Origin of the sequence: Streptomyces sp. NPDC057694 (assembly GCF_042799415.1) — a bacterium.
GTDB lineage: Bacteria > Actinomycetota > Actinomycetes > Streptomycetales > Streptomycetaceae > Streptomyces.
In genome coordinates this window covers 66,021-91,888 of record NZ_JBHVIX010000034.1, presented here as the reverse complement: position 1 = coordinate 91,888, position 25,868 = coordinate 66,021, and the positions used below count along the sequence as shown (strand labels likewise).

At 71.0% G+C, this 25,868-nt stretch carries 25 protein-coding genes; 10 read left to right on the top strand and 15 right to left on the bottom strand.

The features are described from left to right. The 4 genes from ACFVDP_RS40320 to ACFVDP_RS40305 all read right to left on the bottom strand — a co-directional run. A partial coding sequence (locus tag ACFVDP_RS40320) for a hypothetical protein (RefSeq protein WP_383501605.1) occupies positions 1 to 286 on the bottom strand: 286 nt, incomplete at its 3' end. A gap of 240 nt (positions 287 to 526) precedes the next feature. Continuing rightward, positions 527 to 1,675, bottom strand: coding sequence for an ATP-binding protein (locus tag ACFVDP_RS40315; RefSeq protein ID WP_383501602.1), 1,149 nt, complete (start codon positions 1,673 to 1,675; stop codon positions 527 to 529). Further along, positions 1,672 to 2,409: a response regulator transcription factor gene (locus tag ACFVDP_RS40310; RefSeq protein WP_383501600.1), complete on the bottom strand. Its 738-nt coding sequence runs from the start codon at positions 2,407 to 2,409 to the stop codon at positions 1,672 to 1,674. Before ACFVDP_RS40310 ends, ACFVDP_RS40315 begins: the two co-directional genes overlap by 4 nt. A 93-nt stretch (positions 2,410 to 2,502) precedes the next feature. Then, positions 2,503 to 3,198, bottom strand: coding sequence for a spermidine synthase (locus ACFVDP_RS40305; RefSeq protein ID WP_383501597.1), 696 nt, complete (start codon positions 3,196 to 3,198; stop codon positions 2,503 to 2,505). Positions 3,199 to 3,354: 156 nt separating this feature from the next. Between ACFVDP_RS40305 and ACFVDP_RS40300 the strand changes: the two genes are divergently transcribed. Next, a complete protein-coding gene (locus tag ACFVDP_RS40300) occupies positions 3,355 to 4,107 on the top strand; it encodes a rhomboid-like protein (RefSeq protein WP_383501595.1) in 753 nt (250 codons plus the stop codon). A gap of 31 nt (positions 4,108 to 4,138) precedes the next feature. Here the strand turns inward: ACFVDP_RS40300 and ACFVDP_RS40295 are convergent, their stop codons facing one another. Next, positions 4,139 to 4,798 carry a GNAT family N-acetyltransferase gene (locus ACFVDP_RS40295; protein ID WP_383501592.1) on the bottom strand — a complete coding sequence of 220 codons (660 nt, stop codon included), beginning with the start codon at positions 4,796 to 4,798 and terminating at the stop codon, positions 4,139 to 4,141. 164 nt (positions 4,799 to 4,962) lie between these two features. On the opposite strand from ACFVDP_RS40295, the gene lon reads away from it, so the two are divergent. Beyond that, on the top strand, positions 4,963 to 7,365 hold the full coding sequence (gene lon, locus ACFVDP_RS40290) for an endopeptidase La (protein ID WP_383501589.1): 2,403 nt from the start codon (positions 4,963 to 4,965) through the stop codon (positions 7,363 to 7,365). A 75-nt stretch (positions 7,366 to 7,440) separates the two neighbouring features. Here lon and ACFVDP_RS40285 read toward each other — a convergent pair whose 3' ends face one another. Then, positions 7,441 to 8,265 carry a lysozyme gene (locus ACFVDP_RS40285; RefSeq protein WP_383501586.1) on the bottom strand — a complete coding sequence of 275 codons (825 nt, stop codon included), beginning with the start codon at positions 8,263 to 8,265 and terminating at the stop codon, positions 7,441 to 7,443. A gap of 275 nt (positions 8,266 to 8,540) precedes the next feature. On the opposite strand from ACFVDP_RS40285, the gene ACFVDP_RS40280 reads away from it, so the two are divergent. After that, complete coding sequence (locus tag ACFVDP_RS40280) at positions 8,541 to 9,047, top strand: MarR family winged helix-turn-helix transcriptional regulator (RefSeq protein WP_383501619.1); 507 nt, start codon at positions 8,541 to 8,543, stop codon at positions 9,045 to 9,047. 151 nt (positions 9,048 to 9,198) lie between these two features. On the opposite strand, the gene ACFVDP_RS40275 is transcribed toward ACFVDP_RS40280, so the two are convergent. Beyond that, positions 9,199 to 9,987: a protein phosphatase 2C domain-containing protein gene (locus ACFVDP_RS40275; RefSeq protein ID WP_383501583.1), complete on the bottom strand. Its 789-nt coding sequence runs from the start codon at positions 9,985 to 9,987 to the stop codon at positions 9,199 to 9,201. Positions 9,988 to 10,405: 418 nt separating this feature from the next. On the opposite strand from ACFVDP_RS40275, the gene ACFVDP_RS40270 reads away from it, so the two are divergent. From ACFVDP_RS40270 to ACFVDP_RS40250, 5 genes are read left to right on the top strand one after another with little or no spacing between them, the layout of a single operon-like run. Next, on the top strand, positions 10,406 to 13,252 hold the full coding sequence (locus ACFVDP_RS40270) for a nitrate- and nitrite sensing domain-containing protein (protein ID WP_383501580.1): 2,847 nt from the start codon (positions 10,406 to 10,408) through the stop codon (positions 13,250 to 13,252). Next, a complete protein-coding gene (locus ACFVDP_RS40265) occupies positions 13,249 to 13,740 on the top strand; it encodes a roadblock/LC7 domain-containing protein (RefSeq protein ID WP_383501577.1) in 492 nt (163 codons plus the stop codon). The genes ACFVDP_RS40270 and ACFVDP_RS40265 overlap by 4 nt, the downstream gene beginning before the upstream one ends. After that, a complete protein-coding gene (locus tag ACFVDP_RS40260) occupies positions 13,737 to 14,153 on the top strand; it encodes a DUF742 domain-containing protein (protein WP_383501575.1) in 417 nt (138 codons plus the stop codon). The genes ACFVDP_RS40265 and ACFVDP_RS40260 overlap by 4 nt, the downstream gene beginning before the upstream one ends. Further along, positions 14,134 to 14,751, top strand: a complete 618-nt coding sequence (locus tag ACFVDP_RS40255) for an ATP/GTP-binding protein (protein WP_383501572.1) — start codon at positions 14,134 to 14,136, stop codon at positions 14,749 to 14,751. The genes ACFVDP_RS40260 and ACFVDP_RS40255 overlap by 20 nt, the downstream gene beginning before the upstream one ends. Before the next feature lie 34 nt (positions 14,752 to 14,785). Continuing rightward, entirely contained in the window at positions 14,786 to 16,036 is a 1,251-nt protein-coding gene (locus tag ACFVDP_RS40250) for a styrene monooxygenase/indole monooxygenase family protein (protein ID WP_383501569.1), read from the top strand. A 78-nt stretch (positions 16,037 to 16,114) separates the two neighbouring features. On the opposite strand, the gene ACFVDP_RS40245 is transcribed toward ACFVDP_RS40250, so the two are convergent. The 4 genes from ACFVDP_RS40245 to ACFVDP_RS40230 all read right to left on the bottom strand — a co-directional run bounded on the left by ACFVDP_RS40245 (position 16,115) and on the right by ACFVDP_RS40230 (position 19,682). Next, on the bottom strand, positions 16,115 to 17,248 hold the full coding sequence (locus ACFVDP_RS40245) for an NlpC/P60 family protein (RefSeq protein ID WP_383501567.1): 1,134 nt from the start codon (positions 17,246 to 17,248) through the stop codon (positions 16,115 to 16,117). A 139-nt stretch (positions 17,249 to 17,387) separates the two neighbouring features. Further along, entirely contained in the window at positions 17,388 to 17,702 is a 315-nt protein-coding gene (locus tag ACFVDP_RS40240) for a hypothetical protein (RefSeq protein WP_383501564.1), read from the bottom strand. Positions 17,703 to 17,745: 43 nt separating this feature from the next. Further along, positions 17,746 to 18,471, bottom strand: coding sequence for a TetR/AcrR family transcriptional regulator (locus ACFVDP_RS40235; protein ID WP_383501562.1), 726 nt, complete (start codon positions 18,469 to 18,471; stop codon positions 17,746 to 17,748). 272 nt (positions 18,472 to 18,743) lie between these two features. Then, positions 18,744 to 19,682: a diiron oxygenase gene (locus tag ACFVDP_RS40230; protein WP_383501559.1), complete on the bottom strand. Its 939-nt coding sequence runs from the start codon at positions 19,680 to 19,682 to the stop codon at positions 18,744 to 18,746. 141 nt (positions 19,683 to 19,823) lie between these two features. Here ACFVDP_RS40230 and ACFVDP_RS40225 point away from each other — a divergent pair, with 141 nt between their 5' ends. Then, positions 19,824 to 20,930, top strand: coding sequence for a ferritin-like domain-containing protein (locus ACFVDP_RS40225; RefSeq protein ID WP_383501556.1), 1,107 nt, complete (start codon positions 19,824 to 19,826; stop codon positions 20,928 to 20,930). A 261-nt stretch (positions 20,931 to 21,191) separates the two neighbouring features. Then, complete coding sequence (locus ACFVDP_RS40220; RefSeq protein ID WP_383501554.1) at positions 21,192 to 22,040, top strand: hypothetical protein; 849 nt, start codon at positions 21,192 to 21,194, stop codon at positions 22,038 to 22,040. Here ACFVDP_RS40220 and ACFVDP_RS40215 read toward each other — a convergent pair. The 4 genes from ACFVDP_RS40215 to ACFVDP_RS40200 form a co-directional block, all read right to left on the bottom strand. Continuing rightward, entirely contained in the window at positions 22,021 to 22,473 is a 453-nt protein-coding gene (locus ACFVDP_RS40215) for a DUF3291 domain-containing protein (protein ID WP_383501551.1), read from the bottom strand. The two genes, ACFVDP_RS40220 and ACFVDP_RS40215, sit on opposite strands and share 20 nt — an antisense overlap. An 80-nt stretch (positions 22,474 to 22,553) precedes the next feature. Next, positions 22,554 to 24,017, bottom strand: a complete 1,464-nt coding sequence (locus tag ACFVDP_RS40210) for a peptidoglycan D,D-transpeptidase FtsI family protein (protein ID WP_383501548.1) — start codon at positions 24,015 to 24,017, stop codon at positions 22,554 to 22,556. Further along, complete coding sequence (locus tag ACFVDP_RS40205; protein ID WP_383501545.1) at positions 24,014 to 25,399, bottom strand: FtsW/RodA/SpoVE family cell cycle protein; 1,386 nt, start codon at positions 25,397 to 25,399, stop codon at positions 24,014 to 24,016. The genes ACFVDP_RS40210 and ACFVDP_RS40205 overlap by 4 nt, the downstream gene beginning before the upstream one ends. Before the next feature lie 40 nt (positions 25,400 to 25,439). Next, positions 25,440 to 25,790 carry an SH3 domain-containing protein gene (locus ACFVDP_RS40200; RefSeq protein WP_383501542.1) on the bottom strand — a complete coding sequence of 117 codons (351 nt, stop codon included), beginning with the start codon at positions 25,788 to 25,790 and terminating at the stop codon, positions 25,440 to 25,442. Positions 25,791 to 25,868: the final 78 nt, after the last annotated feature.

The following is a 25,868-nucleotide window of genomic DNA, read 5'->3' as shown; positions in this document are numbered from 1 at the left end:
CGGCAGGGGCCTGCGCGGCGGGCGCCGGAGCGGCGGCCGGGGCCGGCGGCTTCTGGGCCGGCTGCGCTGCGGGCTCAGTCGGCGCAGCCCCCGCGGCTGCGGCACCGGGCTTGTAGTCGGCGAAGAAGTCCCACCAGGCTCGGTCTACCGAATTCGGGTCCTGGAGGTACTGCTGATAGATCTCGTCGACGAGCCACTCATTGGGACCGAAGGCGGCCGCAGGGTTTTTGCCCTGCCCGGCTTGGTCGGTCTCGGTGGTCGAGTTACTGGGGGACTGTGGCGACACGGCGTGAACCGCCCTCTTCCGCTTCTCACAAGGTGATGGACAGCGGGAATAAAGGCTACGCCTCCATCGGCGGGACGTGCAGACCGGGCCGGTGATCCGTCGCGTAAGTCACACTGGAAGTCGTGTTTCGGGCCGGGAAATGGCGGGAAACAACCGGGGTTCCGCATGCGTCGATCGCGTACCCGGCACATCCGGGCACGCCAGGGTGCGGCTTGACCACTGCCTGACCGAAACCCTACGTCAACTTTGCGCTCGGGGCTCTCCCGGAAGAGTGACCTTGATCCGGCAGCCCCGCTCGGATTCGGCCACGCCGATCCGGCCGCCGTGCAGGTCGACCGCCCAGCGCGCGATGGCGAGGCCGAGGCCCGTGCCGCCGTCGCCCTTGCCGCTCGACCCGTTGTCCTTCGTACCGCGGTTGAAGCGCTCGAAGACCCGGTGCCACTCGGACTTGGGGATGCCGGGACCCTCGTCCTGCACCTCCAGCTCCAGCGACTCCGGATACAGGCCGCGCCGGGCCCGCACCGTGACCCGGCCGTGCGGCGGGGAGTGCTTGACGGCGTTGTCGATGAGATTCGCCACTACCTGGTGGATGCGCTCGGGATCGGCGTGCGCGGTCAGCTCCGGCGGCGAGACGTCGAGGTGCAGATGGACGTCCGTACGCGTGTGGGTACCGGACCCGGAGGCGATGCCGGCGCGCTGCGAGACGGCCATGTTGGCCTCCTTGAGCACGCCCGACAGATACGGCCAGACCTCGAAGCGCCGCGTCTTGAGCGGGACGACACCGTTGTCGAGCCGCGACAGGTCGAGCAGCGTCTCGACGAGCCGGCCGAGCCGCTCCGTCTGTTTCAGTGCCGTGCGCATGGTCTCGGGGTCGGCGGACATGACTCCGTCCACCACGTTCTCCAGGACCGCGCGCAGGCCCGCGATGGGGGTGCGCAGCTCGTGCGAGACGTTCGCCACGAGTTCCTTGCGCTGGTGGTCCTGGGCGGCGAGCTCGTCGGCCATGCGGTTGATGGTGACGGCCAGGTCGCCCAGTTCGTCCCGGCGGTCGGCGCCGCGCACGCGCCGCGTGTAGTCGCCGTTGGAGATCGAGCGGGCCACGGTGTTCATCTCGTCCAGCGGCGCGGTCAGCGAGTGCGCGACGAACTGAGTGATCAGCAGCGTGGCGATGATCGAGAACACCGTGATGAAGCGCAGCTCGGTCGCGGTGTACATCGCGACCATGAGCAGGCCCGTGGTGATGAAGACCGAGATGACGACGAGGGTGCCGAGCTTCGCCTTGATGGAGAAGGGGCGCAGCCCGCCGGTGGCCCAGTACGGGTTGAGCGGCGGCTTGAGCGCCTTCGGCCGGTCCGGCCGGCTCTGCTGTGCCCGGTCCCCGACGCTCATGGGGTCGGCGTCTCCAGCGCGTAGCCGACGCCGTGCACGGTGCGGATGCGCTCGGCGCCGATCTTCCGCCGCAGGGCCTTGATGTGGCTGTCGACGGTCCGGGTGCCCGAGGCGTCCGCCCAGTCCCACACCTCGGCGAGCAGCTGCTCGCGCGAGAGGACGGCCCGCGGGGTGTTCGCGAGGCACACCAGGAGGTCGAACTCGGTGGGCGTGAGGTGTACGTCCTCACTCCGGACCCGCACCCGGCGCTGCGCGTGGTCGATCTCCAGTTCGCCGAGCCGCAGTATGCCGCTGCGCGGCGTCGAGGCGGCGACGGCCGCGCGCTCCACCCGGCGCAGCAGCACGTGCACGCGTGCCGCCAGCTCCCGCATAGAGAACGGCTTGGTCATGTAGTCGTCGGCGCCCACGCCGAGCCCGACGAGCATGTCGGTCTCGTCGTCGCGCGCGGTCAGCATCAGCACCGGCACCGGCCGCTGGGCCTGCACCCGGCGGCACACTTCCAGGCCGTCGAAGCCCGGCAGCATGATGTCGAGGATCAGCAGGTCGGGCTGCCATGCCTCCGCCGTGTCCACCGCGGCCGGGCCGTCCTGCGCGGTTTGCACCAGGAATCCCTCCGCACGCAGCCGGGCGGCGATGGCGTCCACGATCGTGGGGTCGTCCTCGACGACGAGAACCCGTCGTTGAGCGCCTGTCGTCGCCGTGCTGCCGTTGTGGGAGGTGTGTGTCTGCTCCATCGCCCCGCCCCTGAATGCACGCCTTCGTGGCGCGCTTGACGCTTGAATGATCGGGTTTCGGGCCTCAGCGTACGGGGAGTTACCGCCGGTCGGCTACGCGCCCCTTACTGCGAGGTGCACCACGTCGGGTACGCCTCGGACAACCGGGATCTCTTCGGTGCGGACCCGTCGGAATCCGGCATTCCGCAAGGTTCCTTCGAAATTTGCGGAGGGCTGTGCGGACCAGACGGCGAGCACACCGCCGGGGTTGAGGCGGGCGGCGCAGGCGGCGAGACCGGCCGGCGAGTAGAGGCTGTCGTTGTCCTCGGTGACCGTCCAGTCCGGGCCGTTGTCGATGTCGAGGCACAGGGCGTCGTAGGTCGCGGGGCCGGTGCGCAGGTGATGGACGAGGTCGGCCTCGACGATCTCGGTGCGGGGGTCCGCGAGCGCCTCGGCGCTGAGCGGTGCCAGCGGGCCGCGCACATGCCAGTCGATGACGGCCGGCTCGCGCTCGACGACGGTGATCCGGCCCCAGCGCGGGTCCGCGGCGGCGTGCGCCAGCGAGAAGCCGACGCCGAGACCGCCGATCAGCACGGCGGGCCGCTTGCGCCCCGGGCCCAGCTCGCCGAGGGCGGCGTCGACGAGCAGCCGCTCGGAACGGCCGTCGGAGGTGTCCATGAGAAAGGTGCCGTTGGCGATGATCTGGAGCAGCTCGCCGTGCCGGCGCAGCACCACCTCGCCGTAGGGGCCCTCGCGGCGGTCCAGGACAACGGGGGCTTCTTCCGGATGCACGACGCTCATGCGGGCCATCTTGGCCGATACGGGTTTGGCGCGTGGGAGTTCGGTTGCGGACGCGGCCGGGGACTGTGAGGTTGCTGTGCATCGCGTCTCACGTGGCGTCCGTCATAGACAGGACGGCCGGCTGGGGCGAACGCTGGGTCGGATGCGCGCGAAAGGGGTGCCCTCGTGGAACCAGGAGGCGTGATCGCCGAGGCCGACGAGGCGGTGGCCGTCGGCAGCCGTCCGCTCGACGGCATCCCCGCCCAGCCCGGGCCTTCGGCCCTGGAGACGGTGCGGCGCACCGGTCCCCGCCGCCCGCGGCCGTGGCTGCTGCTGCCCACCCCCACCGGGACCCCGTTCACCTTCGGCTACGCCGTCGTGCTCGTCGCCACGTCCCTGTTCATGGAGTTCGCGCCTCCGGCGACGGTGTCCGCCGCGCTGCGTGGGTCCAGCACCGACGTCACCCATCTGGCCCAGTCGCCGGTACTCGTCCTGCTGGCCAGCGCGCTGTGGATCGCGGGCGGCCTCACCTCGCCCTTCGTGCTCGCCTTCGTCGTCGTGCTGACCGCGCTGGAACGCCGGATAGGGGGCCTGCGCACGGCGGCCGTCTTCCTCCTCGGCCACGTCCTGGCGACCCTGGCCACCGAGGTCCCGGTGGGCCTGTCGGTGGCGGCGGGCCATCTCCCCGACACCTCGCTGCACCGCCTCGACTACGGCATCAGCTTCGGCGTCGCCGCGAGCATCGGCGCGCTGGCCGGCCTGCTCACCCCTTGGCTGCGCTGGCTGATGCTCGCCGTCTTCACGGCAACCCTGCTCCAGGACCTGATCGCGTTCACCGACCCGATCTCCAACTGGGGCCACCTGCTGGCCCTGACGATCGGAGTGGCGACGTGGCCGGTGGTCCGCCGCTGGCGCCTCTCAAGCCCCTCCGGCGATTGAGGAGCGGGGTCCGGGGCGGAGCCCCGAGACCTCAGTCCACGGCACCGCCCACGTACTTGGCATTGGTGAGCGGCGCCACGATCTCCCACCCCAGCGACTCGTACAGCAGTCGCCCCTCGGGAGTACAGGCCAGAACCCCCCGCACCGCCCCCTGGGCATACGCGGCAGCGTGCAGGGTGCGCATCACGACGCTGCCGAGGCCCTTCCTGCGGTGCTCCGGGGATGTCTCGATCTGATCGACGACCGCGCTCGCGCCGGTCGGCGCCACCTGGCCGCGCGCGGCGAACGAGCCGTCGGCATCGGTCAGCAGGACCCGGGTGACGCCACTGCGGGTCCAGGTGTGCAGGCGGTAGCCGGCCGGGGTGTCGGGCGCGGGGGCCGGGCCCAGTCCGGTCGTCATCAGGAAATCGTCGGCGCCGTACGGCTCCCACCCCGCCCCGAGCCAGGGCAGCACCCGCTCCCGCTCGGCGAAGACCTTCAGATGGGTGCCGCGGCCGGTGACCGCCCCGGCGACCTTGCGGACGTCGTCCTCGCGCACGCCGTCGCCGGTGGCGCCGAAGACATGTCGCCCGACCTGTTCCGCCAGGCCGACATAAATCGTGTAGCCCCATGGTTCGACGAGAGGGGGAGCGGCCCCTCGGGAGACGGTCCAGCCGTCGATCCAGTCGCGTACGTGCTGCTCGCCGGTCATGCGCACCCCCGGGTGTAATGGTCACTAGCTTCTAGCGAACCTTACGCACCGAAGGCGACCCCCGTGCAGACGTGATCGCTGAGAGCGAACGCGGGACCGGGAACATCCGAAGCCTCCCGTGCATTGAGTCGACATAGCTCAACTTGACTGCCAAAGGGGAGATCATGGCTTCGACGTCCACACCGCTCACCCTGCCCGTGCTGCCCCTCGACGACGAGGTCGTGCTGCCCGGCATGGTGGTGCCGCTGGACCTGAACGACACCGACGTACGCGCCGCCGTGGAGGCCGCGCAGGCCGCCGCACGCGGCGAGCCCGGAAAGCCCCGGGTGCTGCTCGTGCCACGGATCGACGGCGCGTACGCGAACATCGGCGTGCTCGGCACCGTGGAGCAGGTGGGACGCCTGGCCGACGGAGACCCGGGCGCCCTCATCCGCGGCCGCGACCGGGTGCGTATCGGCGCGGGCACGACCGGACCCGGAGCCGCCCTGTGGGTGGAGGGCCTGACCGTCGAGGAGACCGTCCCCGACCCGCTGCCCGGCGCCGTGACCGAGCTGGTCAAGGAGTACAAGGCGCTCGCCACCGAGTGGCTGAAGAAGCGCGGAGCCTGGCAGGTCGTGGACCGCGTCCAGCAGATCGAGGGCGTCTCCGCGCTCGCGGACAACTCCGGCTACTCGCCCTTCCTGAGCACCGCGCAGAAGGTCGAACTGCTGGAGACCGCCGACCCGGTGGAGCGCCTGAGGACGGCGACCGCCCAGCTGCGCGAGCACCTCGCCGAGCAGGACGTCGCCGAGACCATCGCCAAGGACGTACAGGAAGGCGTCGACAAGCAGCAGCGCGAGTTCCTGCTGCGCCGCCAGCTGGAAGCCGTACGCAAGGAGCTGCGCGACCTCAACGGCGAGCAGGAGGGCGAGGAGTCCGACGACTACCGCGCCCGCGTCGAGGCCGCCGACCTCCCCGAGAACGTCCGCGAGGCCGCTCTCAAGGAGGTCGACAAGCTGGAGCGCTCCAGCGACCAGTCGCCCGAGGGCTCCTGGATCCGCACCTGGCTCGACACCGTCCTCGAACTCCCGTGGAACGAGCGGACGGAGGACGCCTACGACATCAAGGGCGCCCGCGAGATCCTCGACGCCGAACACTTCGGCCTGGACGACGTGAAGGAGCGGATCACCGAGTACCTGGCCGTGCGCAAGCGGCGTACCGACCGCGGTCTCGGCGTCGTCGGCGGACGGCGCGGCGGCGCGGTGCTCGCGCTGGTCGGCCCGCCCGGCGTCGGCAAGACCTCGCTCGGCGAGTCCGTCGCGCACGCCATGGGCCGCAAGTTCGTCCGCGTCGCGCTCGGCGGCGTACGGGACGAGGCGGAGATCCGCGGCCACCGGCGTACGTACGTCGGCGCGCTGCCCGGCCGCATCGTGCGCGCCGTCAAGGAGGCCGGGTCGATGAACCCGGTGGTGCTCCTCGACGAGATCGACAAGGTCGGCTCCGACTTCCGCGGCGACCCCGCCGCGGCCCTGCTCGAAGTCCTCGACCCGGCGCAGAACCACACCTTCCGCGACCACTACCTGGAGGTCGAACTCGACCTGAGCGACGTGGTGTTCCTCGCCACGGCGAACGTGCTGGAGGCCATCCCCGAGGCGCTGCTCGACCGTATGGAGCTGGTCAGGCTCGACGGCTACACCGAGGACGAGAAGGTCGTCATCGCCCGCGACCACCTGCTCCCGCGCCAGCTGGAGCGGGCCGGACTCGCCGACGGTGAGGTCACCATCGACGAGGAGGCGCTGCGCAAGCTGGCCGGCGAGTACACGCGCGAGGCGGGCGTGCGCAACCTGGAGCGGGCCGTCACCCGTGTCCTGCGCAAGGTCGCGGCCCAGCACGAACTCGGCGACCGTGAGCTGCCGTTCACCGTCGGCGAGGACGATCTGCGGGCGCTCGTCGGTCGGCCGCACCACGTGCCCGAGTCGGCGCAGGACCCGGCCGAGCGGCGCACGGCGGTGCCGGGTGTCGCGACCGGGCTCGCGGTGACCGGCGCGGGCGGTGACGTGCTCTTCGTCGAGGCGTCGCTGGCCGACCCGGAGACGGGCGCGGCGGGCCTGACCCTCACCGGTCAGCTCGGCGACGTGATGAAGGAGTCCGCGCAGATCGCGCTCTCCTTCCTGCGCTCGCACGGCGCCGAACTGGAGCTGCCCGTCGCCGACCTGAAGGAGCGCGGCGTGCACATCCACTTCCCGGCGGGCGCGGTCCCCAAGGACGGCCCGAGCGCGGGCGTGACGATGACGACGGCCCTTGCGTCGCTGCTCAGCGGGCGCCTGGTCCGTACGGACGTGGCGATGACCGGTGAGGTGTCGCTGACCGGTCGGGTGCTGCCCATCGGCGGCGTCAAGCAGAAGCTGCTGGCCGCGCACCGGGCGGGCGTCACCACCGTCATCATCCCCAAGCGCAACGAGGCGGACCTGGACGACGTCCCGGCCGAGGTCCTGGAGAAGCTCGACGTCCACCCCGTGACGGACGTCCGCCAGGTCCTCGAACTGGCCCTGGCGCCGGCCGGGTTGGAGGTTCCGGTCGCGGCGTGACGGACGCGGCCGGATGGTGAGGGCCCGGACCCCGCAAGGGGTCCGGGCCTTCCGTGCGTCCGGCGGTGTGCGGGCTCAGCCGTTGGCGAGCGCCTGCACCCGGTCGAGCGCGCCGTTGAACTTGTCGTGGTCACCGACCGTCGGGCCCGACGACGTGTACTGCCACATCGTGTAGAAGCCCCAGCCGGCGGGCAGCGTGCCCACGGTGGACGCGTAGCGGGCGACCCACAGCGGGTTGTTGGCCGCGAATCCGGCGTAGTTGCCGGTGCACTCGGTCCACCAGCTCGTCGCCGTGTAGATGACGGCGTCCCGGCCGGTACGCGCCTTGTACTGGTTCAGGAAGCTCGCGATCCAGCTCACCATCGCGCTCTGCGACAGTCCGTAGCAGGACGCGCCGTAGGGGTTCCACTCGATGTCGAGCACGCCCGGCAGCGTCTTGCCGTCCTTGGACCAGCCGCCCCCGTGGTCCACGAAGTAGTTGGCCTGGGTGGCGCCGCCCGCCGAGTCGGGCGTCGCGAAGTGGTACGCGCCGCGGATCATGCCGACGTTGTACGCGCCGTTGTACTGCTGGGTGAAGTACGGGTTGGTGTAGTACGTGCCCTCGCTGGCCTTGGTGTAGGCCCACTTCACCCCGCTGCCCCAGAGCGTGGACCAGGCGACGTTGCCCTGGTAGCCGGAGACGTCGACGCCCTCCGTCTGGGTGGCGCTGCCGGACGGGGCGGAGCCGGTGTCACCGTCGTGCGCCGCGACGCCGATGCCCATGCGGGCCTGGCCCCGGGTGGGGGTGTCGGCGGCCTGCGCCGCACTCGGCAGGGTGAACAGGAGGGAGAGCGCTGCGAGGAGTGTCCCGGCCACGCCAAGGCGTGTGCGGCGGGTCGTTCCGGGTCTGTGCACGGGCATGGGTGTGCCTCCGAAGGCCTCGTGGGGGATCAGTGGTGCTGATCAGGGACCTGTGCTGGGACGTGCCGGTGACCTGTCGGCATGCCGCCGTGCGGATGATGGAATGGACATGCCATGCAGGACGCTACGCATGTAGACCCGGGGGAGGGAAGAGGGTCCGGGTGCTGCCGTTGGTCTACTCCTGCGAAATACTGGCGGAGCTGCGGCAATGGCGGCGATTGGCGAAAACTTTCAGAATCTCGAAACCCGGGGAAACTCTGGCCATGGGTGCTGACGTGCACGAAGGCGGGAACGGCAGGCGGCGGGGTGCGGAACGTACCGCGAATTCCGATATCGCGCCGACTGGTGTGGACCACGAATTCCTCGCCCTGGAGCGGGAGTTGACCGTCTTCCTGCGACGGGCCCGGGCCTCGTCCGGGGAGATGGCCCGCGAGGTCCATCCCGATCTGGAACCGGCCGCGTACGGTCTTCTGGTGCGCCTGGAGGAGTCCGGGGCGCAGCGGGCCACCGAGCTCGCCGGGTACATCGGTGTCGGCAAGGCCACCATGAGCCGCCAGCTGCGCGCTCTGGAGGACCTCGGCTTCGTCTCCCGCGAGCCCGACCCGGCGGACGGCCGGGCCTGGCTCGTCTCCCTCACCGATCTCGGCCGGGAGAACTTCCGGCAGGTACGGGACGCCCGGCGGGCGCGCTATGTGCGCCAGCTCGCCGGGTGGGACCGGCTGGAGGTCGCCGAACTGGCGCGACTGCTGCACCAGTTGAACGCCGGGGCCGAACACGAGTAGTGACGCGTCGTGACCTGCGGGCCGGTGGCCGCTTCTCGCGCAGTTCCCCGCGCCCCTGAAGCGAGCGAAGCTCGCCCTTCAGGGGCGCGGGGAACTGCGCGACCAGCCACAGCGCACCTGCTGACGGGTACGCACCCCAGGAGCCCGGGGCTCACAGCTCCGCGTACACGACCGTCGCGTCGTCGTGGGTCTTGCTCCGGCGCAGAAAAGCGCGGACCTGCGCATCCGCGTCCTCCAGGGCCCGGACCCGGGCCACCACGGCCTGCGCCCCCTCCTTGGCGACGAGCGTGAACAGGTCGCCCCAGTCGCCCTCGTGGAACTTCTCCACCCAGCGCGTGACCCCGTCGGTCATCGCGGCCAGCGCCCGGACCTCGGCGCGCGCCAGGGTGCCGGTCACCGCCTTGTCCGCGACCGCCGGATCGGCCGCCGCCGTGAAGAAGCCGCCCTCCTTGTTACGGGCGTTCGCGTCGGCCACCGCGTCCGAGACCAGGTCGGCGCGCGGCACCCGGTCGAGGCGGTCGTCGAGCAGCGCCGTGACCGTCCCGTCGGGCGCCTCGACCAGCAATACGGAGTCCGACAGCACCAGATGCTCGACCCGCTCCGCGTCCCAGCGGGCCAGTACGACGGTTGCCTGAGGCGTGCGCGGGTGAGAAAGGTCACAGGTTGAACGATGTGCGTCGGCGGTACGCGTGAGAGCGGCCGCGAGGATGTCACGCAAAGTCATATCCCGCCGCGAACCGGACAGTTCAAGCAGGGCACCGCCGAGCCGGGCCGTGAACCAGGGGACGGAATGCAGACAGCCGACATCGGTGGGCGGTGGTGTGACACCGTCGAGGACGACGAGAGATCCGCCCTGTCCGGAGGCCGGAAGCGCGACCGAGGTGTAGTCCTCGTTCGGGCGGGCGGGGTCGCCGGGCTCGCTGGTCAGTTCGATGCGCATCGGGTCAGTCTGCACGACCTCTTCACAGGCGCGGCGGACATCGGCCGCTCGGCCCGTCGTAGCAGGTCAGCCGCCGGATTTGGGGCGGAATGATCGACTCCAGGAGGGGCTGGCGGGGCATCTTGCCAAAGCCCGTGAAGGACGTCCAACCGGCGCGCTGTGAAAAGGTGGTGACTGTGCCGGGGGAACTTGCTCGCCAACTTCCGTTCGGGGTTCACTCCTTCGGGTGGCGGGCCAGGTGATGTGTGCCCCCTGCCCGCCGGCGCTGGAATGGTCGGGAGCCATGCCAGAAGGGCCCAACTGGTGACGAATCGTCATCCGGGCCCACGGGTAGGACGAGTCAGGAATGCGAGCATCAGTGCGGAACACCTCCGGCGGTAACGGGTCCCAGGGGCTGGCGCAGCCGGACGGTCCGGGGGTGTCCGGAAACGGACCGTCGCCCCGGACGACCGAGGCACCGCCGACCCCCGCGGGCCCCGGAGTCCCCGAGGCCGCCAAGGCCCCCGAGCCCGCCGGCGCGGCCCCCGCCGCTCCGGCCGCGACGCTCGCACCGAGCCTCACGCCCCCGCAGGGCCCCACGGGCAAGCGCAAGCGCGTACGCAGCCGGCTGATCATCGCGGTCGCCGTCGTCGCCGCGGCCGTCGCCGGAGCGGGCGCGCCCGCCGTGCTCGCCGCCTCCTCCCAGGTGGGACAGACCCAGGAACTGGTCGACGACGCCGCGCGGACCCAGCAGGCCCTCGCCCTGTCGCACGCGCTCGCCGACGAGCGGGACGAGGTCACCGCCTTCATCGCCGCCGGGCGCCCCAAAGGGAAGGGCCTGAGCGAGGGCCGCGGCGCCCGCGTCGACCGGCAGGTGGAGGAGCTGCGGACCGACGCCCCCGGGTCCCTCAAGGCGGCCCTCGGCGACGTCGCCGCCGTCCGCCGCGCCGCCCTCACCGGCAAGGACACCGCGCTCCAGGCGCACACCGCGTACTCCGAAGCCATCTCCGAACTGCACCGGCAGGCCGAGGAGCTGGCCGAGAACATCCCGGTGCGGGCCGGCCACGGCGCCCGCGCGCTCGCCGACCTGGACCGCGCCGTCGACCAGGCGTCGGCCGCGCGCGGGCTGCTGCTCGCCGCGTTCTCCGTACCCAGCACCCCGACCACCACGACGACCATCGACCCCGTCACCGGGCTGCCGAAGACCGTCACCGGCCAGGTGTCCTCCGACAGCAAGCAGCGCGACGCCCTCACCGCCGCCGCGATGCAGGCCCGGGTGTCCGAGCAGTCCGCCCTCGACGCCTTCCGCGGGTCCGCGTCGAGTGCCACCGTGGACGCGTTCGACTCCACGGTCACCGGCCCCGACGTCAGTCGCGCCGAGAAGTACCTGGAGCAGCTCACCGACGCCCCGACGCTGTCCGACACCGAGGCCGGCTACAGCAAGAAGAACGTCGACGCGGCCCTGACCTCGCGCGTCGACCTGATGCGCGGCGCCGAGTCGGCCCTCGGCGACCAGCGGCTCAAGAGTCTCGAGCAGCTCCGCGACGACGACGTGACCGCCCTCGAAGTGCGGATCGCGCTGGTCGGCGTACTCCTGCTCGCGGCCGTCGGCGTCGGCATGGGCACCGCCCGCTCCCTGACCCGGCCGCTCGCCGCGCTGCGCATCGGCTCCGGCCGGGTGGCCGAGTCGCCCGCGACCGAGGAGCCCGTGAAGTTCACCGGGCGCAACGACGAGTTCGCCCAGGTCGTCCGCTCGGTCAACGCGCTGCACGCGCACGCCGTCGCCCTCCACGAGCGGCTCACCACGCTGGAGTCCGACCGCAAACACCTGATCGGCGAGCGGCAGCGGATGGCCGACGACCGGGCCGCGCTGCGCACCGAACTGGCCGACGCGGCCGTGCAGTTGGAGCGCGCCAAGGGCGCGATACACGGTACGTTCGTCAACCTCGCGCTGCGCACTCTCGGCCTCGTGGAGCGCCAGCTCGGCGTCATCGAGGGCCTGGAGGAGCGCGAGCAGGACCCCGAGCGGCTCGGCACCCTCTTCAAGCTCGACCACTTCGCCACGGTCATGCGCCGCCACAGCGAGAACCTGCTGGTCCTGGCCGGCGCCGACCACGGCCAGAGCCACGCGGGCAGCGTGCCGCTCGTCGACGTCGCCCGCGCCGCCGTCTCCGAGATCGAGCGGTACGAGCGCGTGCGCATCGCCGCGCTGCCCCCGCACGCGCACATCGCCGGGTTCGCCGCCGACGACCTCAGCCACCTCGTCGCCGAACTCCTGGAGAACGCGACGTCGTTCTCGCCGCCGGACGCCTCCGTCGAGGTCTCCGGCTGGCTGCTGGAGAACGGCGAGGTGATGCTCTCCGTCCAGGACGAGGGCATCGGCATGGCCGAGGACCGGATGCGCGAGCTGAACGCCCGCCTCGCGGCCTTCAGCCCCGAACAGGGACACGACCCCGAGGACGCCGAAGGGCTCGGGCTCGGCCTGTACGTCGTCGCGCGGCTCGCGGCGCGGCACGGCGTGCGGGTCCGGCTGCGGGAGCAGAAGCAGGGCGGCATGGCCGCCGTCGCCGTACTGCCCACCGCGCTGCTCGCCGGCGCCCCCACCGCGTCGGTGCCGCCCACCGCCCTGGTGCCCGGCGGTGCGCCCGCCGTCCACCTGCCCGGCTCCGAGGCGGAGGCCAACTCCAACGTCCTGTCCGGCCGTTCGCTGCCGGCGGCCGACGCCGACCCGCTGATCGAGGCCGCCGAGGCGGCGGTCCGGGTGGCCGAGGCCGAAGCAGAGCCCGAAGTACAGCCCGAAGCACAGCCCGAGGCAGAGCCCGTCGGCCCCCCGGTCGAGACCGCCGCCGAGACCACGATGGAGCTCATGGCTCCGGTGCCGCCGGCCGGTGAAGAGCCCCGGCCGGACCCCGAGCCGCCCGTCGCCGAGCCCGCCCCGCCGGTCCGGCTGCCCGCCCCCGAGCCGGAGCCCGACGCCCACGAGCGCACGCCCGACGCGGGCGCCCGGGGCGAAGAGGTCCCCGCGCAGCGCACCCCGGGCCGCGAGCGCGTCACGGACAAGGGCCTGCCCAAGCGCACTCCGAAGGTCGCCGCCCCCGCCGCCGCTCCGAAGCCGCGCACCGGCTCCGTCGACGCGGACGCGCTGCGGCGCAGGCTCGGTGGCTTCCACCGGGGTGCTCAGGAGGGGCGGCGCGACGTGGCGGCGGAGATCGGCGACACCGCCGACACGGCAGAAGAACGTATTGGAGAAGCCAAGGGGGACCCAGCCGAGGAGGCAAGCAGTTGACTGCGCCCACCCCTGCACTCAACAACTCTGCACTGAGCACCGAAGCACGCAATCTTCACTGGCTGCTGACGAACCTGGTCGAGGAGGTGCCAGGACTCGTCTCCGTCGCCGTCGTCTCGTCCGACGGACTGCTCCTGCTCTCCTCCGACCCGGGAAGGAACACCGAGACCCCCAGCGACCACAGCGGCGGCCCCAAGGGCTCCAGCGCCGACCTGGCCACCATCGTGTCGGGCATCGGCAGCCTCACCATCGGCGCCGCCAAGCTGATGGACGGCGAAGGCGTCAAGCAGACGATGGTCGCCATGGAGGAGGGCAGCCTCTTCGTCATGTCCATCAGTGACGGTTCGCTGCTGGGCGTGCACGCCACCCCGGACTGCGACATGAGCGTCATCGCGTACCACATGGCGCTCTTCGTCGGACGTGCCGGGCACGTCCTGACGCCCGAACTCCGCAGCGAGCTGCGCCAGTCGATGGAGAGTCCCCGATGACCCCCGGCAGTACGAGCTCCACCTCGAACAAACTCCCCAAGCGCGGCGGCGACCGCAGGCCCGCCCGCGTACGGCCCTACTCCCTCACCGGAGGCCGCACCCGCTTCGGTCACGTGCTCCTCGTGGAGACCTTCGTGGCCGCGCTGGAGGCCCCGGACGAGCGGCTCGAACTGGGCAAGGGCACGCTCGCGGGAGTGATGCCGGAAATGCGCGCCATCGTCGAACTGTGCCGCCGCATGCGCACGGTCGCCGAGATCGCCGCGCTCCTCAAGATGCCCCTCGGCGTGGTCCGCGTACTGCTGAGCGACCTCGCCGACCAGGGAAAAATCCGTGTGTACGGAACCGGTCACGGCCCGGGCCAGCCGGACCGCGCGCTGCTCGAAAGGGTGCTGAGTGGACTCCGCCGTCTCTGAACTCCTCGACGACGAGGAGCAGGTGCAGGCTTGGCAGACGGACCGAACGCGGGCCCCCATCGCCACGAAGATCGTGGTCGCGGGCGGCTTCGGCGTCGGCAAGACGACGATGGTGACCGCCGTCTCGGAGATCCAGCCCCTCCAGACGGAGGCGCTGATGACCCAGGCGAGCGAGGAGACCGACGACCTGACGGCGACGCCGGAGAAGACGACCACCACGGTCGCCATGGACTTCGGCCGCATCACGCTCGAGAACGACCTGGTGCTCTACCTCTTCGGTACGCCGGGCCAGCAGCGGTTCTGGTTCATGTGGGACGACCTGGTGCGCGGCGCGATAGGCGCCGTGGTCCTGGCCGACACCCGCCGGCTCTCGGACTGCTTCCCGGCCCTCGACTACTTCGAGAGCTGCGGGCTGCCGTACGTCGTCGCGGTCAACCACTTCGAGGGATCCGAGGAGTTCGCGGAGATCGACGTCCGTGAGGCGCTCACCGTGCCCCCGCACGTACCGGTCCTCATCATGGACGCGCGCCGCCGGATCTCGGTGATCGAGACGCTGCTGTCCCTGGTCGGCCACGCCCTCGACGTCGCCCCCGCGTAACCCCCTTTACACGTAACCCAGTTAGAGGCACCCCATGTCACGGAAGATACTCGTCGTCGGAGCCGGCCAGTCCGGTCTCCAGCTCGCCCTGGGCCTGCAGTCCACGGGCTACGAGGTCACGCTGATGTCCAATCGCACCGCCGACGAGATCCGCTCCGGCCGGGTCATGTCGACGCAGTGCATGTTCCACACCGCGCTGCAGCACGAGCGCGATCTCCAGCTCAACTTCTGGGAGTCCCAGGCCCCGAGGATCGAGGGTCTCGGCGTCTCCGTCGCCGCCCCCGGCTCGCACGACCCGGGCCCCACCCAGCGCGCCATCGACTGGGTCGGCAAGCTCGACGGCTACGCCCAGTCGATCGACCAGCGCGTGAAGATGGCCGGCTGGATGGAGACGTTCGCCCAGCGCGGCGGCCAGCTCGTCATCCACGGCGCGGCCGTCTCCGACCTGGACTACTTCTCCCGCACCTACGACCTGGTGCTGGTTTCGGCCGGCAAGGGCGAGCTGGTCTCGATGTTCGGCCGGGACGCCGAGCGCTCCCCGTACACCGAGCCGCAGCGCGCGCTCGCCGTCGCCTACGTGCACGGCATGGGCCCGCGCCCCGAGCACCCGGACTTCGACGCGGTCCGCTGCAACCTCGTGCCCGGCGTCGGCGAACTCTTCGTCATGCCGACGCTCACCACGTCGGGCCGCGCCGACATCCTCTTCTGGGAGGGCATCCCCGGCGGCCCGCTGGACGCGTTCAAGGGCGTCAAGGACCCCTCCGAGCACCTGGCGCTCACCCTGGAGCTGATGGAGAAGTTCACGCCCTGGGAGTACGCGCGTGCCACCAAGGTCGAACTGACCGACGCCAACGGCACGCTGGCCGGCCGCTACGCCCCGACCGTGCGCAACCCGATCGGCCGGCTCCCCGGCGGCGGCGCGGTGCTCGGTGTCGCGGACGTGGTCGTCGCCAACGACCCGATCACCGGCCAGGGCTCCAACTCGGCGTCCAAGTGCGCGGCCTCGTACCTCGCCTCCATCGTCGACCACGGCGACAAGCCGTTCGACGAGGAGTGGATGCAGTCCGCCTTCGACCGCTACTGGGACACCGCCCAGCACGTCACCAAGTGGACGAACGCCATGCTCCAGGCCCCGCCGGAGCACGTCCTCAACCTGATCGGCGCGGGCGGCCAGCTCCAGCCCGTCGCGGACCGCTTCGCGAACGGCTTCAACAACCCGGCGGACTTCGAGAACTTCTTCTACGAGCCGGAGAAGACGGCCGCCTACCTGTCGTCGCTGGCGTAGTTGTAGTTCAAGCCCCTGCGGCGATTGAGCAGCGGGGTCCGGGGCGGAGCCCCGAGACGTCCACCCCGACCCCGCTGGTCACTGCCCGGGCGCCCCGGCGGCCCCGTACCCGGCGTCGCCGCCGGTCATCGCGTCCCGGGGCAGCTCGGGCGCCCGGTACCCGACCATCGCCGCGCCCCCCGGATCCGGCCGCACCGCCCCGAGCAGCGGATTCGCGGCGATGGGGGAGACCTTCACCTTCGCCCCGGGCCGCGGCGCCTGCACCACCATCCCGTCGCCGAGATACATCGCCACGTGCGTCGCCTTCGGGAAGTACACGACCAGGTCGCCGGGCCGCAGCTCGGACAGCGGCACCTTCGGCAGCGTCGCCCACTGTTCCTGCGAGGTGCGGGGGATCGGCTGCCCCGCGTGCGCCCACGCCTGTGACGTGAGCCCGGAGCAGTCGTAGGACGCCGGCCCTTCGGCGCCCCACACGTACGGCTTCCCGATCTGCCGCACGGCGTACGCGAGCGCCGAGTCCCCGGCCTTCGACGGCGGCCGGCCCACCGAACTGAGCGCCCCGGACGCCATGAACGCCCGCTGCGCGTCCGCCGTCCCGGCGTCCTCCAGCCGGGTCAGCCGGGTGAGCTGGTCGGCGGTCAGCGAAGCCAGCAGCTCCTCGACCTCCTTCAGCCGGGTCTGCACCGCGTCCCGGTCCTTCTTCTGCCGGGCCGCGAGCTGCATCTGCTCGTCGAGCGCGGCCCGCGCCTTCGTCGCCACCTCGTCGGCCTTCTTCTCGCTGCCCACGAGCCGGTCGACGGTCGCCTCCTGCTCGCGCGCCGCCCGCCGGAGCACATGCCCCTGGTCGATGGCGTGCTGCGGATCGCGGGCCAGCAGCAGCCGCACGTACGGGGAGATCTCGCTCCTGCCCTGGTACTGCTCGCGGGCCAGGCGCCCCGCCGCCACCCGGCTGCTGTACAGCGCGCCCCGCGCTTTTGCCAGCCTGCCCGCCAGCTCCTCGGCCGCCGTGCGGCGCTCCTTGAGCTGCTCGGCCGTCGCGTTGTACGTCTCGGTGGCCTCCTCGGCCTGCTGGTACAGCCGCGACAGGTCCTTGAGGAGGTCCGCCACGGACCGGCCCGCGTCGGGGGCGGGCGCCGCGCCCGCGGCCGAGGGGGACAGCAGCGCCCCCGCGACGGCCGCCGTGCACACCCACCGCATCACACTGCCTGACACCACGTCACCTCCGGTGCGGGGCGGCCCCGGTGCCGGCCCGCACCGTGAACATCAACAGACAGCCACCTCATTCGCCCGGAGGGCTGCGCGGTTCGGCCCAACCACACCATCCCTTGAGGGGGCGCGCGGCGAGCCGCCTTTACGCCGGGTCCTGCGGGTCCTCCGCCGTCTCCGCCGTCTCCGCCGTCTCCGCCTTCTTCGTCCAGGGCCACTTCACGGAGCGCTCCACCTTTCCGTCCGGTGCGAACGCGTACCGCCACTTCTGTACCAGCCGCACCGCCCGCCCGTCCGGCACCGGCTCGCGCACGTACACGAGTACGGTGTCGGGCCCGCCGTCCGGATCCGGCACGGGCACCTTGTACACCCTGGGCGGATTGCCGGTGGCGGTGACAAGGACCGGCAGGCTGCGCCCGTCGAGGGGGCCGCCGACAAAGGGGATGTCTTCGCTCTTCACGCCTACCAGTAACGCACGGCCCGGTGACGCACGCCCCGGCCGGTCACAGCAGGTGGGCCGCGCCACTCACCACGGGCAGCACCCGCCGCGCCAGGGTGCCGACCGGCCCGTCCGGGGTCTCCAGGGCGAGGGCGTGCCGGACGACGTGGGCGGTTTCCGGGTCGCGGCAGGCGGTCGCCGTGAGGACGGCCATGAACTGGTCGACGAGACCGTCGCGCAGGTCGTCCAGCGGCGGCTGCTTCCCCTCGTCGAGCCAGATCAGCGAGGCCGCCTCGACGGCCGTGATCCACATCCGGACCGTCATGCGCAGCCGGGCGCCGGGTTCGGTGACCGAGAGGTGGCTCAGGATGTGGTCGGCCGCGGCCCGCCGCACCCCGTCGACGATCGCCGTCGTCCGCGAGGTCTCCACGACGCTGCCGCCCTGGAGCAGCGCGGCGAACCCCATGTCGTGCTGGTCGACGAAGCCGAGATAGCGGTCGAGCGCCCGCGCCAGGCGGGTCGTGAGGGGGCCCTCGGCGGGCTCCGCGAAGCACTGCTCCAGCACGTCCGCGGCGGAGCGCAGCGCGGCCTCGTAGAGCTGCTGCTTGCCGCCCGGGAAGTAGCGGTAGACCAGCGGACGGGACACGCCGGCGGCCTCCGCCACGTCGTCGAGGGAGACCTCCTCCGGTGCCCGGTGAGCGAACAACGACAGTGCCGCTTCGAGGAGTTGGGCCCGCCGCTCCTCGACGCTGAGCCTTCTGTAGGCGGGCGTACCGGTTGCCGACGTCATGCTGCGCAGCGTAGCGGGACGAGGGTGCAGGCGGCTCCGCCCGTTCGTGTGCGGCCGGGTGGGGGCTGGTCGCGGGTCGTCGTTCGTCCGCGGCCCGGTGGGGCTTCTCGCGCAGTTCCCCGCGCCCCTGGAAGCGAGCTCCGCTCGCCCAGGGGAGGCGGAGCGAAGCGCTCCCTCCAAGGGGAAGGCGCGCGAAGCGCAGCCTTCAGGGGCGCGGGGAACTGCGCGACCAGCCCCCACCGGGCCCGCGCTCGGCGATGGTCCATCGGGGCTCAGGCCAGCAGTCCGGACGAGCGCCACAGCCGGCGTCCGGGACCGCGCAGGACGCCGATGTCGTCCAGGAAGTCGGTGAGCCGCTTGGCGCCGGTCTGCATGATCTCCCGCCGATGCCCGGACGCCTTGACCTGCGCCATGGCCTCCCTCTTGTCCAGCCCCACGTTCGCGTAGACGTCAGGATTGATGAAGGCGACCGAGAAGACGCGGGCGAACTCACCGGAGGTGAGCCGCGTGAACTCCTGCGACCACCGCGGCGCGGTCACCATCTGCCGCCGCAGCTCCTCACGCGCGTACCGCACATGCCGCGCCTCCTCGACGACGTGGATGCGCGTCACCCCGCGGACCAGCGTCTGCACCCGCTCGTCCGGGAACGTGAGCCGCTGCATCCAGTCGAGGATCTCCTCGCCGAGCAGCGTCGCCGTGAACGAACCCGGCGTCGTCGAGATGGTCTTGAACAGCCGGCCGAGGTTGTGGTGGACGGGCGCCACCGGGTAGTGCGGGGTGCCGCCGCGGGTGATCAGGCGGGCGAACATCTTCGAGTGCCGGCACTCGTCCTCGATCTCGGTGAGCGCGTACCGGACATGGGCGCTCGTCGCCGCCTTGTCGTAGACGTGCCGGACGAGCAGCTGCATCAGGATCAGCTCGAACCAGATGCCGAGCGAGGCGAGCGCCGCCGCCTCGTGCTGCGAGAGCTTGATCTGCTGCTCCTCGCTCATCCGCTTCCACAGCGGGGTGCCGTACAGCGACACCAGCTCCGGCGGCCAGAACCACTTGCCCTCCTCGAAGGGCGCGTCCCAGTCCAGCTCCTTGTCCGGGTCGAAGGAGTGCTTGGCGGAAGAGTCGAGCAGCCGCTCGGCCACCTGCTCCCGGTCCTTGAGCAGACCGAGCGCGTCCCGCAGCCCTGCGAGCGCGTCGGCGTCCGTCGTGGTGGTCATCTCTGACTCCCCATCCCTGTACGTGAGTTACCGGCGGTCACCGCTGTCCTCCGTACTTATGAGACTGCGTGTCAGTAAGGGCGTCAATCCCTTGCGCACGACTTGTTGACCGCGCGTCTACCACCGTGTGAGCCTGCCGGTATGTCGACCCATGAGCTGTACACCGAGACCGTGGGCGAGCCCAACTGGCAGGTACCATCGGCCAGTTCGGCCCGCCTCAGCTGGGAATACGACGACGGGCGCGACCGTCTGCTGGCCCTGTACCAGAAGGGCAAGGACAAGCAGTGGGACGGCGCCAAACGCATCGACTGGGACCTGGAGGTCGACCCGTGCGACCCCCTCGGCACCCCCGACGAGTCGATGTCCCTGTACGGCACGCCGTACTGGGCCAAGATGACCGACAAGGACAAGGGCGAACTGCGCAAGCACTACGCGTCCTGGCAGTTCAGCCAGTTCCTGCACGGGGAGCAGGGCGCGATGGTGTGCGCGGCGCGCATCGTCGAGTCGGTCCCCGACCTCGACGCCAAGTTCTACTCGGCGACCCAGACCATGGACGAGGCGCGGCACGCGGAGATCTACGGCCGCTTCCTCCACGAGAAGATGGGGATGCTCTACCCCATCAACGACAACCTCCAGGCCCTGCTCGGCGACACCCTGCGCGACTCCCGCTGGGACATGCCGTACCTGGGGATGCAGGTGCTGATCGAGGGGCTCGCCCTCGCCGCGTTCGGCCTGATCCGCGACACCACCGACAAGCCGCTGCCGAAGCAGATCCTCGCGTACATCATGCAGGACGAGGCCCGGCACGTCGCCTTCGGGCGGATGGCGCTGCGCGACTACTACCGGCAGCTCAGCGACGCCGAGCTGCGCGAGCGCGAGGAGTTCGTCATCGAGGGCTGCTACCTGATGCGCGACCGGCTGCGCGGGGTGGAGGTCCTGGAGAACTTCGGCATCCCGAAGGCGCAGGCGGAGCAGTACAGCGAGGAGTCCGAATTCCTCGCCATGTTCCGGCAGTTGCTGTTCTCCCGGATCGTCCCGTGCGTCAAGGACATCGGCCTGTGGGGCAAGCGGCTTCAGCAGGCGTACCTGGACATGGGCGTCTTCGAGATGGGGGACTCCAACCTCGATCTGCTGATGGCGCAGGACGAGGAGATCGCGGAGCAACTCGACGCGGAGCGGTTCGCCGCCGAGGAGCGGGAGCGGGTGGCTGAGGTGGACTCGGCGATCCGCTCCGGGGAGGCGGGCTGATCCCGTCACGCGACCGCGGCTCTCGTCGTGGCTGATCGCGCAGTTCCCCGCGCCCCTGGAAGCGAGCTTCGCTCGCCCAGGGGAAGGCGCGCGAAGCGCAGCCTTCGGGGGCGCGGGGAACTGCGCGAGAAGCGGCCACCGGCCGTCAGCCGACTGACAACCCATTAAGGGGCGCGGGGAACTGCGCGACCAGCCACGACGAGAGCCGCACCCGAGATATTGGGCATACCGGTATCCTCCGGATGGAGTAGCGTTTCGGTCGTGTCCACGCCACCACCGCCCCAGCCCCCGCAGCCGAACCCGTACGGCCAGCAGCCCGGCCCCTACGGCCAGCCGCAACAGCAGCCGCAGGCTCAGCCGCCCTACGGCCAGCCGCAATTCGGCCAGCCCGCGGCCCAGCCCCCCGCCTACCCGGGCTTCCCGCAGCAGCAATACCCGGGCGCCCCCCAGTGGGGAACGCCCCCGCCGCCGAAGCGCCGGGTCGGGATGATCATCGGGATCGTGGCGGGCGTCGTCGTCCTGGTCGCTCTCGGACTGGGTGCGCTCGCGTACATCGGGCTGAAGTCCGACAGCGGATTCCCCGAGGCCGAGTACAAGCTGACGCTGCCCAAGAAGGTGCTCGACGACAAGTACGAGCTGCTCCAGGACCTGTCCGCCTCCAAGGGGCAGGCGCTGGAGGACGAGGCCGACGGCGCCTGGGACGCGCGGGACACCAAGGCGGCCATCGGCCAGTACGCGCTGGGCGGCGACCAGAACAAGGGCGTGCTCGTCGTCTCCGGCATGTACGGCCGGTTCAAGAACACCGACAGCGCGCGCGACAACATGATGAAGGGCGCCGCCGAGTCCGACAACGCCTCCGTGGCCGTCGCCCCGAAGGACTTCCACCCCTCGGGCACCGACGTCACCATCACCTGCGAGGTGCTGACCCAGAGCAGCGGCGTCACCAAGATCACCATGCCGATGTGCGCCTGGGTCGACGGCAACACCGGCGCCTCCATCGGCGAGATCACCGCGGAGACCGCCACCAAGGACCCGCAGGACGTCGACCTGGCGGCGGTCGCCGAGACCACCGCCAAGATCCGCGAGGAGATCAGGCAGCCGGTGGGCTGAAGATCTTCCGCAGGGTGAAGGCGTAGGCCGTCGGACCGTTCTCGCGCAGATGCGTGAGGCGGTCCTCGGCCTCCCGGACGGTGGGCCGGTGTCCGGCCGGCACCCACCACAGCGCCGTGACGGCCTCGGTCAGCCGCGCGAAGAACTCCCGTCTGCGGGCGAGGAGTTCACGGTGCGTGCCCTGGTACATGAAGGCGGTCAGCGCGTCGTTGTCGCGCCACACCGACATGTTCACCAGGAGCCATTCGTCGCCGTAGATCCGCAGGTCCGTCGCGTCCCCCGAGTCGCCCTGCAAGCGCCACACGAACCCGTCCGCCGCGTCGGCGACGGCGTTCACCGGGTCCAGGTTCTCGGTGAAGAACCTCATCTCCGGTGCGTCCAGGGGTGCGTTGAGGCGGCCTATGTTCACCTGTGCGAGCTCGTACGTCGTCATGGTCGGGAACATAGACGGTCCGCACCCGGCCGTGCAGGGCCATTCACGACTCCACCGAGGGGACCACTCGCCGACTCGCGTTACGAGCCGAGCACCGCCTCCATGACCGACCGGGCGATGGGCGCCGCGCTGCCGCCGCCGCTGATGTCCGCCCGGTTCGCCGACGCGTCCTCCACCACCACGGCCACGGCCACCTGCGGCGTGGAGGCGTCGGGCCCCTGCGCGTAGGAGATGAACCAGGCGTACGGCACGCCCTCGTTGTTCACGCCGTTCTGCGCGGTACCGGTCTTGCCGCCGACCGTCACCCCCGGGATCCGCGCGTTGGTGCCGGTGCCCTTCTCGACGACGTCGACCATCAGCTGCTGGAGCTGCGTCGCGGTGTAGGCCGACATGACCTGCTGGTAGCTCTTGTTGTCGGTGGTCGAGACCGTCGTGCCGTTGTTCTTCGTCGTCTTCTCCACCAGATGCGGCTGCATCAGCGTCCCGCCGTTGGCGACGGCCGCCGAGACCATCGCCATCTGCAACGGGGTGGCCGACGTGTCGAACTGGCCGATGGAGGAGAGCGCGAGCTGCGCCTTGTCCATGTCGGTGTCGAAGTTCGACTTGGCGGCGGTCATCGGGATGTTGACCTTGGTGTCGTTGAACCCGAAGTTCTGCGCCATCTTCACCATGCCGGAGAGCCCGACCTTCACCCCGAGGTTGGCGAACACGGTGTTGCAGGAGGCCGCCATCGCGTACTCCAGCGTCGCGTTCTCGCAGGCGTCGGACGACGACTCGTTCGTCAGCTGCGTGGTCGTGCCCGGCAGGGTGTACGGGGACGGGGTGTCGGTCCCCGTGCCGGTCCCGTCGACGATGCCGTTCTCCAGCACCGCCGCGGCCGTGACCACCTTGAACGTCGAGCCCGGGGGATAGGTCTCCCGGATCGCCCGGTTGAGCATCGGCCGGCTGGCCGAGCCGTTCAGCCGGTTCCAGTTGGCGACGTCCGACTGCCCGGTCCCGGCGATGTTCCCGGGGTCGTAGGACGGCGTGGAGACCAGCGCGAGGATCTTCCCGGTCGACGGATCGATCGCCGCGACGGCGCCCTTCTTGCCGCCGAGCCCGTCGTACGCGGCCCTCTGCGCGGCCGCGTCGATCGTCGTCTCCACATCGCCGCCCGGGTTCTGGAACCTTGAGATCTCGTTCCAGAAGGGCACCGTCGACAGCATCGAGTCGGTCCCGGACAGGACGTCGTCCTCGGCGCTCTCCACGAACGTCGTGCCGTACGTCTGCGAGGCGTACCCGGTGACGGGCGCGTACAGCGGCCCGTTCTCGTACGTCCGCTCGTACTTGTACGTCTCACCGGTGTTCCGCGAGCCCGTGACCGGCTTGCCCTGCACGAGGATGTCGCCGCGCGGCTGGTCGTAGCGCTGGATGGTCTCGCGCCGGTTCGCCGAGTTGTCGTCGAGCGACTGGGACTGGAAGACCTGGACGCGGGCCGCGTTCAGCAGCAGCGCGACCAGCAGCACGAAGCAGAAGACGGACGCGCGGCGGATGTACTTGGTCACGGGCCGGCCTCCTGGACGCCCTCGGGGAGCAGCGAGCCACGCGCCGAGTCACTGATCCGTACGAGGATCGCGACGATGACCCAGTTGGTGACGAGGGACGAGCCGCCCTGCGCGAGGAACGGCATCGCCATGCCGGTCAGCGGGATCAGCCCCATCACGCCGCCCGCGATGACGAACACCTGGAGCGCGACGATCGAGGCGAGCCCGATGGCGAGCAGTCGGCCGAACGGGTCGCGCAGCGCGAGCCCGGCCCGGTAGCCCCGCTCCACGAGCAGCGCGTACAGCAGGAAGATGGCGGTCAGCCCGGACAGGCCCAGCTCCTCGCCCGCCGTCGCCAGGATGAAGTCCGACTTGGCGGCGAAGCCGATGAGGATGGAGTGGCCCATGCCGAGCCCGGTGCCGAGCATCCCGCCCCAGGCGAACGCGAACAGCGACTGGGCGAGCTGACCTGCGCCCAGACCCGCGTCGATGGAGGCGAAAGGGTTCAGCCAGTCCTGTACGCGGCTGTGCACATGCGGCTCGAAGGACCCGACCAGGACCGCGCCCGCGGCGGCGAGGACAAGGCCGATGGCGATCCAGCTTCCCCGCCCCGTCGCCACGTAGAGCATCACGATGAAGAGCCCGAAGAAGAGCAGCGACGTACCGAGATCGGTCTCCAGGACCAGCACCCCGACGCTCAGCAGCCAGATCACGAGGATCGGCGCGAAGACGCGCATGGTGGGGAACTGGAAGCGCCACACCTTCTTGCCCGTGTAGCGCAGGGCGTTGCGGTTGGCCGCGAGGTAGCTGGCGAAGAAGATCGCGAGCAGGATCTTGGCGAACTCGCCGGGCTGGATGGAGAAGCCGCCGATCTGGATCCAGATCCGGGCGCCGTTCACCGCCGGGAAGAAGATCGGCAGGATCATCAGGACCAGCGCGGCGACCACCGACAGATACGCGTACCGCTGGAGGACGCGGTGGTGGCGCAGGAAGACCACGAAGACGATGAACAGGCCCACGCCGAGCGTCGACCAGATCAGCTGGGTGGGGGCCGCGTCCGAGTCCGGGGTCTCCAGGTCGAGCCGGTAGATCAGGACCAGACCGAGACCGTTGAGGAGCACGGCGATGGGCAGCAGCAGCGGATCGGCGTACGGGGCGCGGAAGCGGACCGCGCAGTGGGCGAGGAGCGCGAGCACCCCGAGCCCGGCGCCGTAACCGGCGGCGCCGGGTGGAACGGTCCCGTTCTTCGCGAGCCCCACGTCGCAGTAGCCGTAGACGCTGAGCAGCACGGCGAGCACGATCAGGACGAGTTCGGTGCCCCGGCGCCGGGGGACGCGCACGGCCGGAACCGCGGCGGAGGCCGTGGTGGCCACCGGTCCCGATGAACCCGTTGATCCGGTCATGCCCGGAACTTAACAAGTTCACCGGTGATATCTGGATATGTCAGCACCAACGGGGTGCCGCGCCGATGTTCGCGATGTACTTCGCCGAACCCCAGGCCCAGGTGCCGTCGGTCAGCAGGTACCAGAGGTTGTTGCCGCCGACGCTGTCGCCGCCCGTCTTGCAGAAGATCGGGACGATCTTGTTGTACGGCTCGGTGCGCACGATCCGGCTGCCGCGGGTGGGGGCGTCGCGCAGGTTCAGGCCGCTCTTGGCCGTGACGCGGCCCTTGTAGACCGGGTGGCCGCTCCCGGAACCGGAGTCGGCGGCGAGGGCCGGGGCGGCGGTGGCCGCGAGGGTGGCGGCGGCGGCGACGGCTATGCCGAGGCGGGTGGCTGCGGTCCGTGTGCTCATGGAGCCTCCTTGGGGAGGGTGTGCGGCGGGTACCCGGAAATGGGTGGAAAGCCGTGCTTCACCCTAAAAGCGCCACGA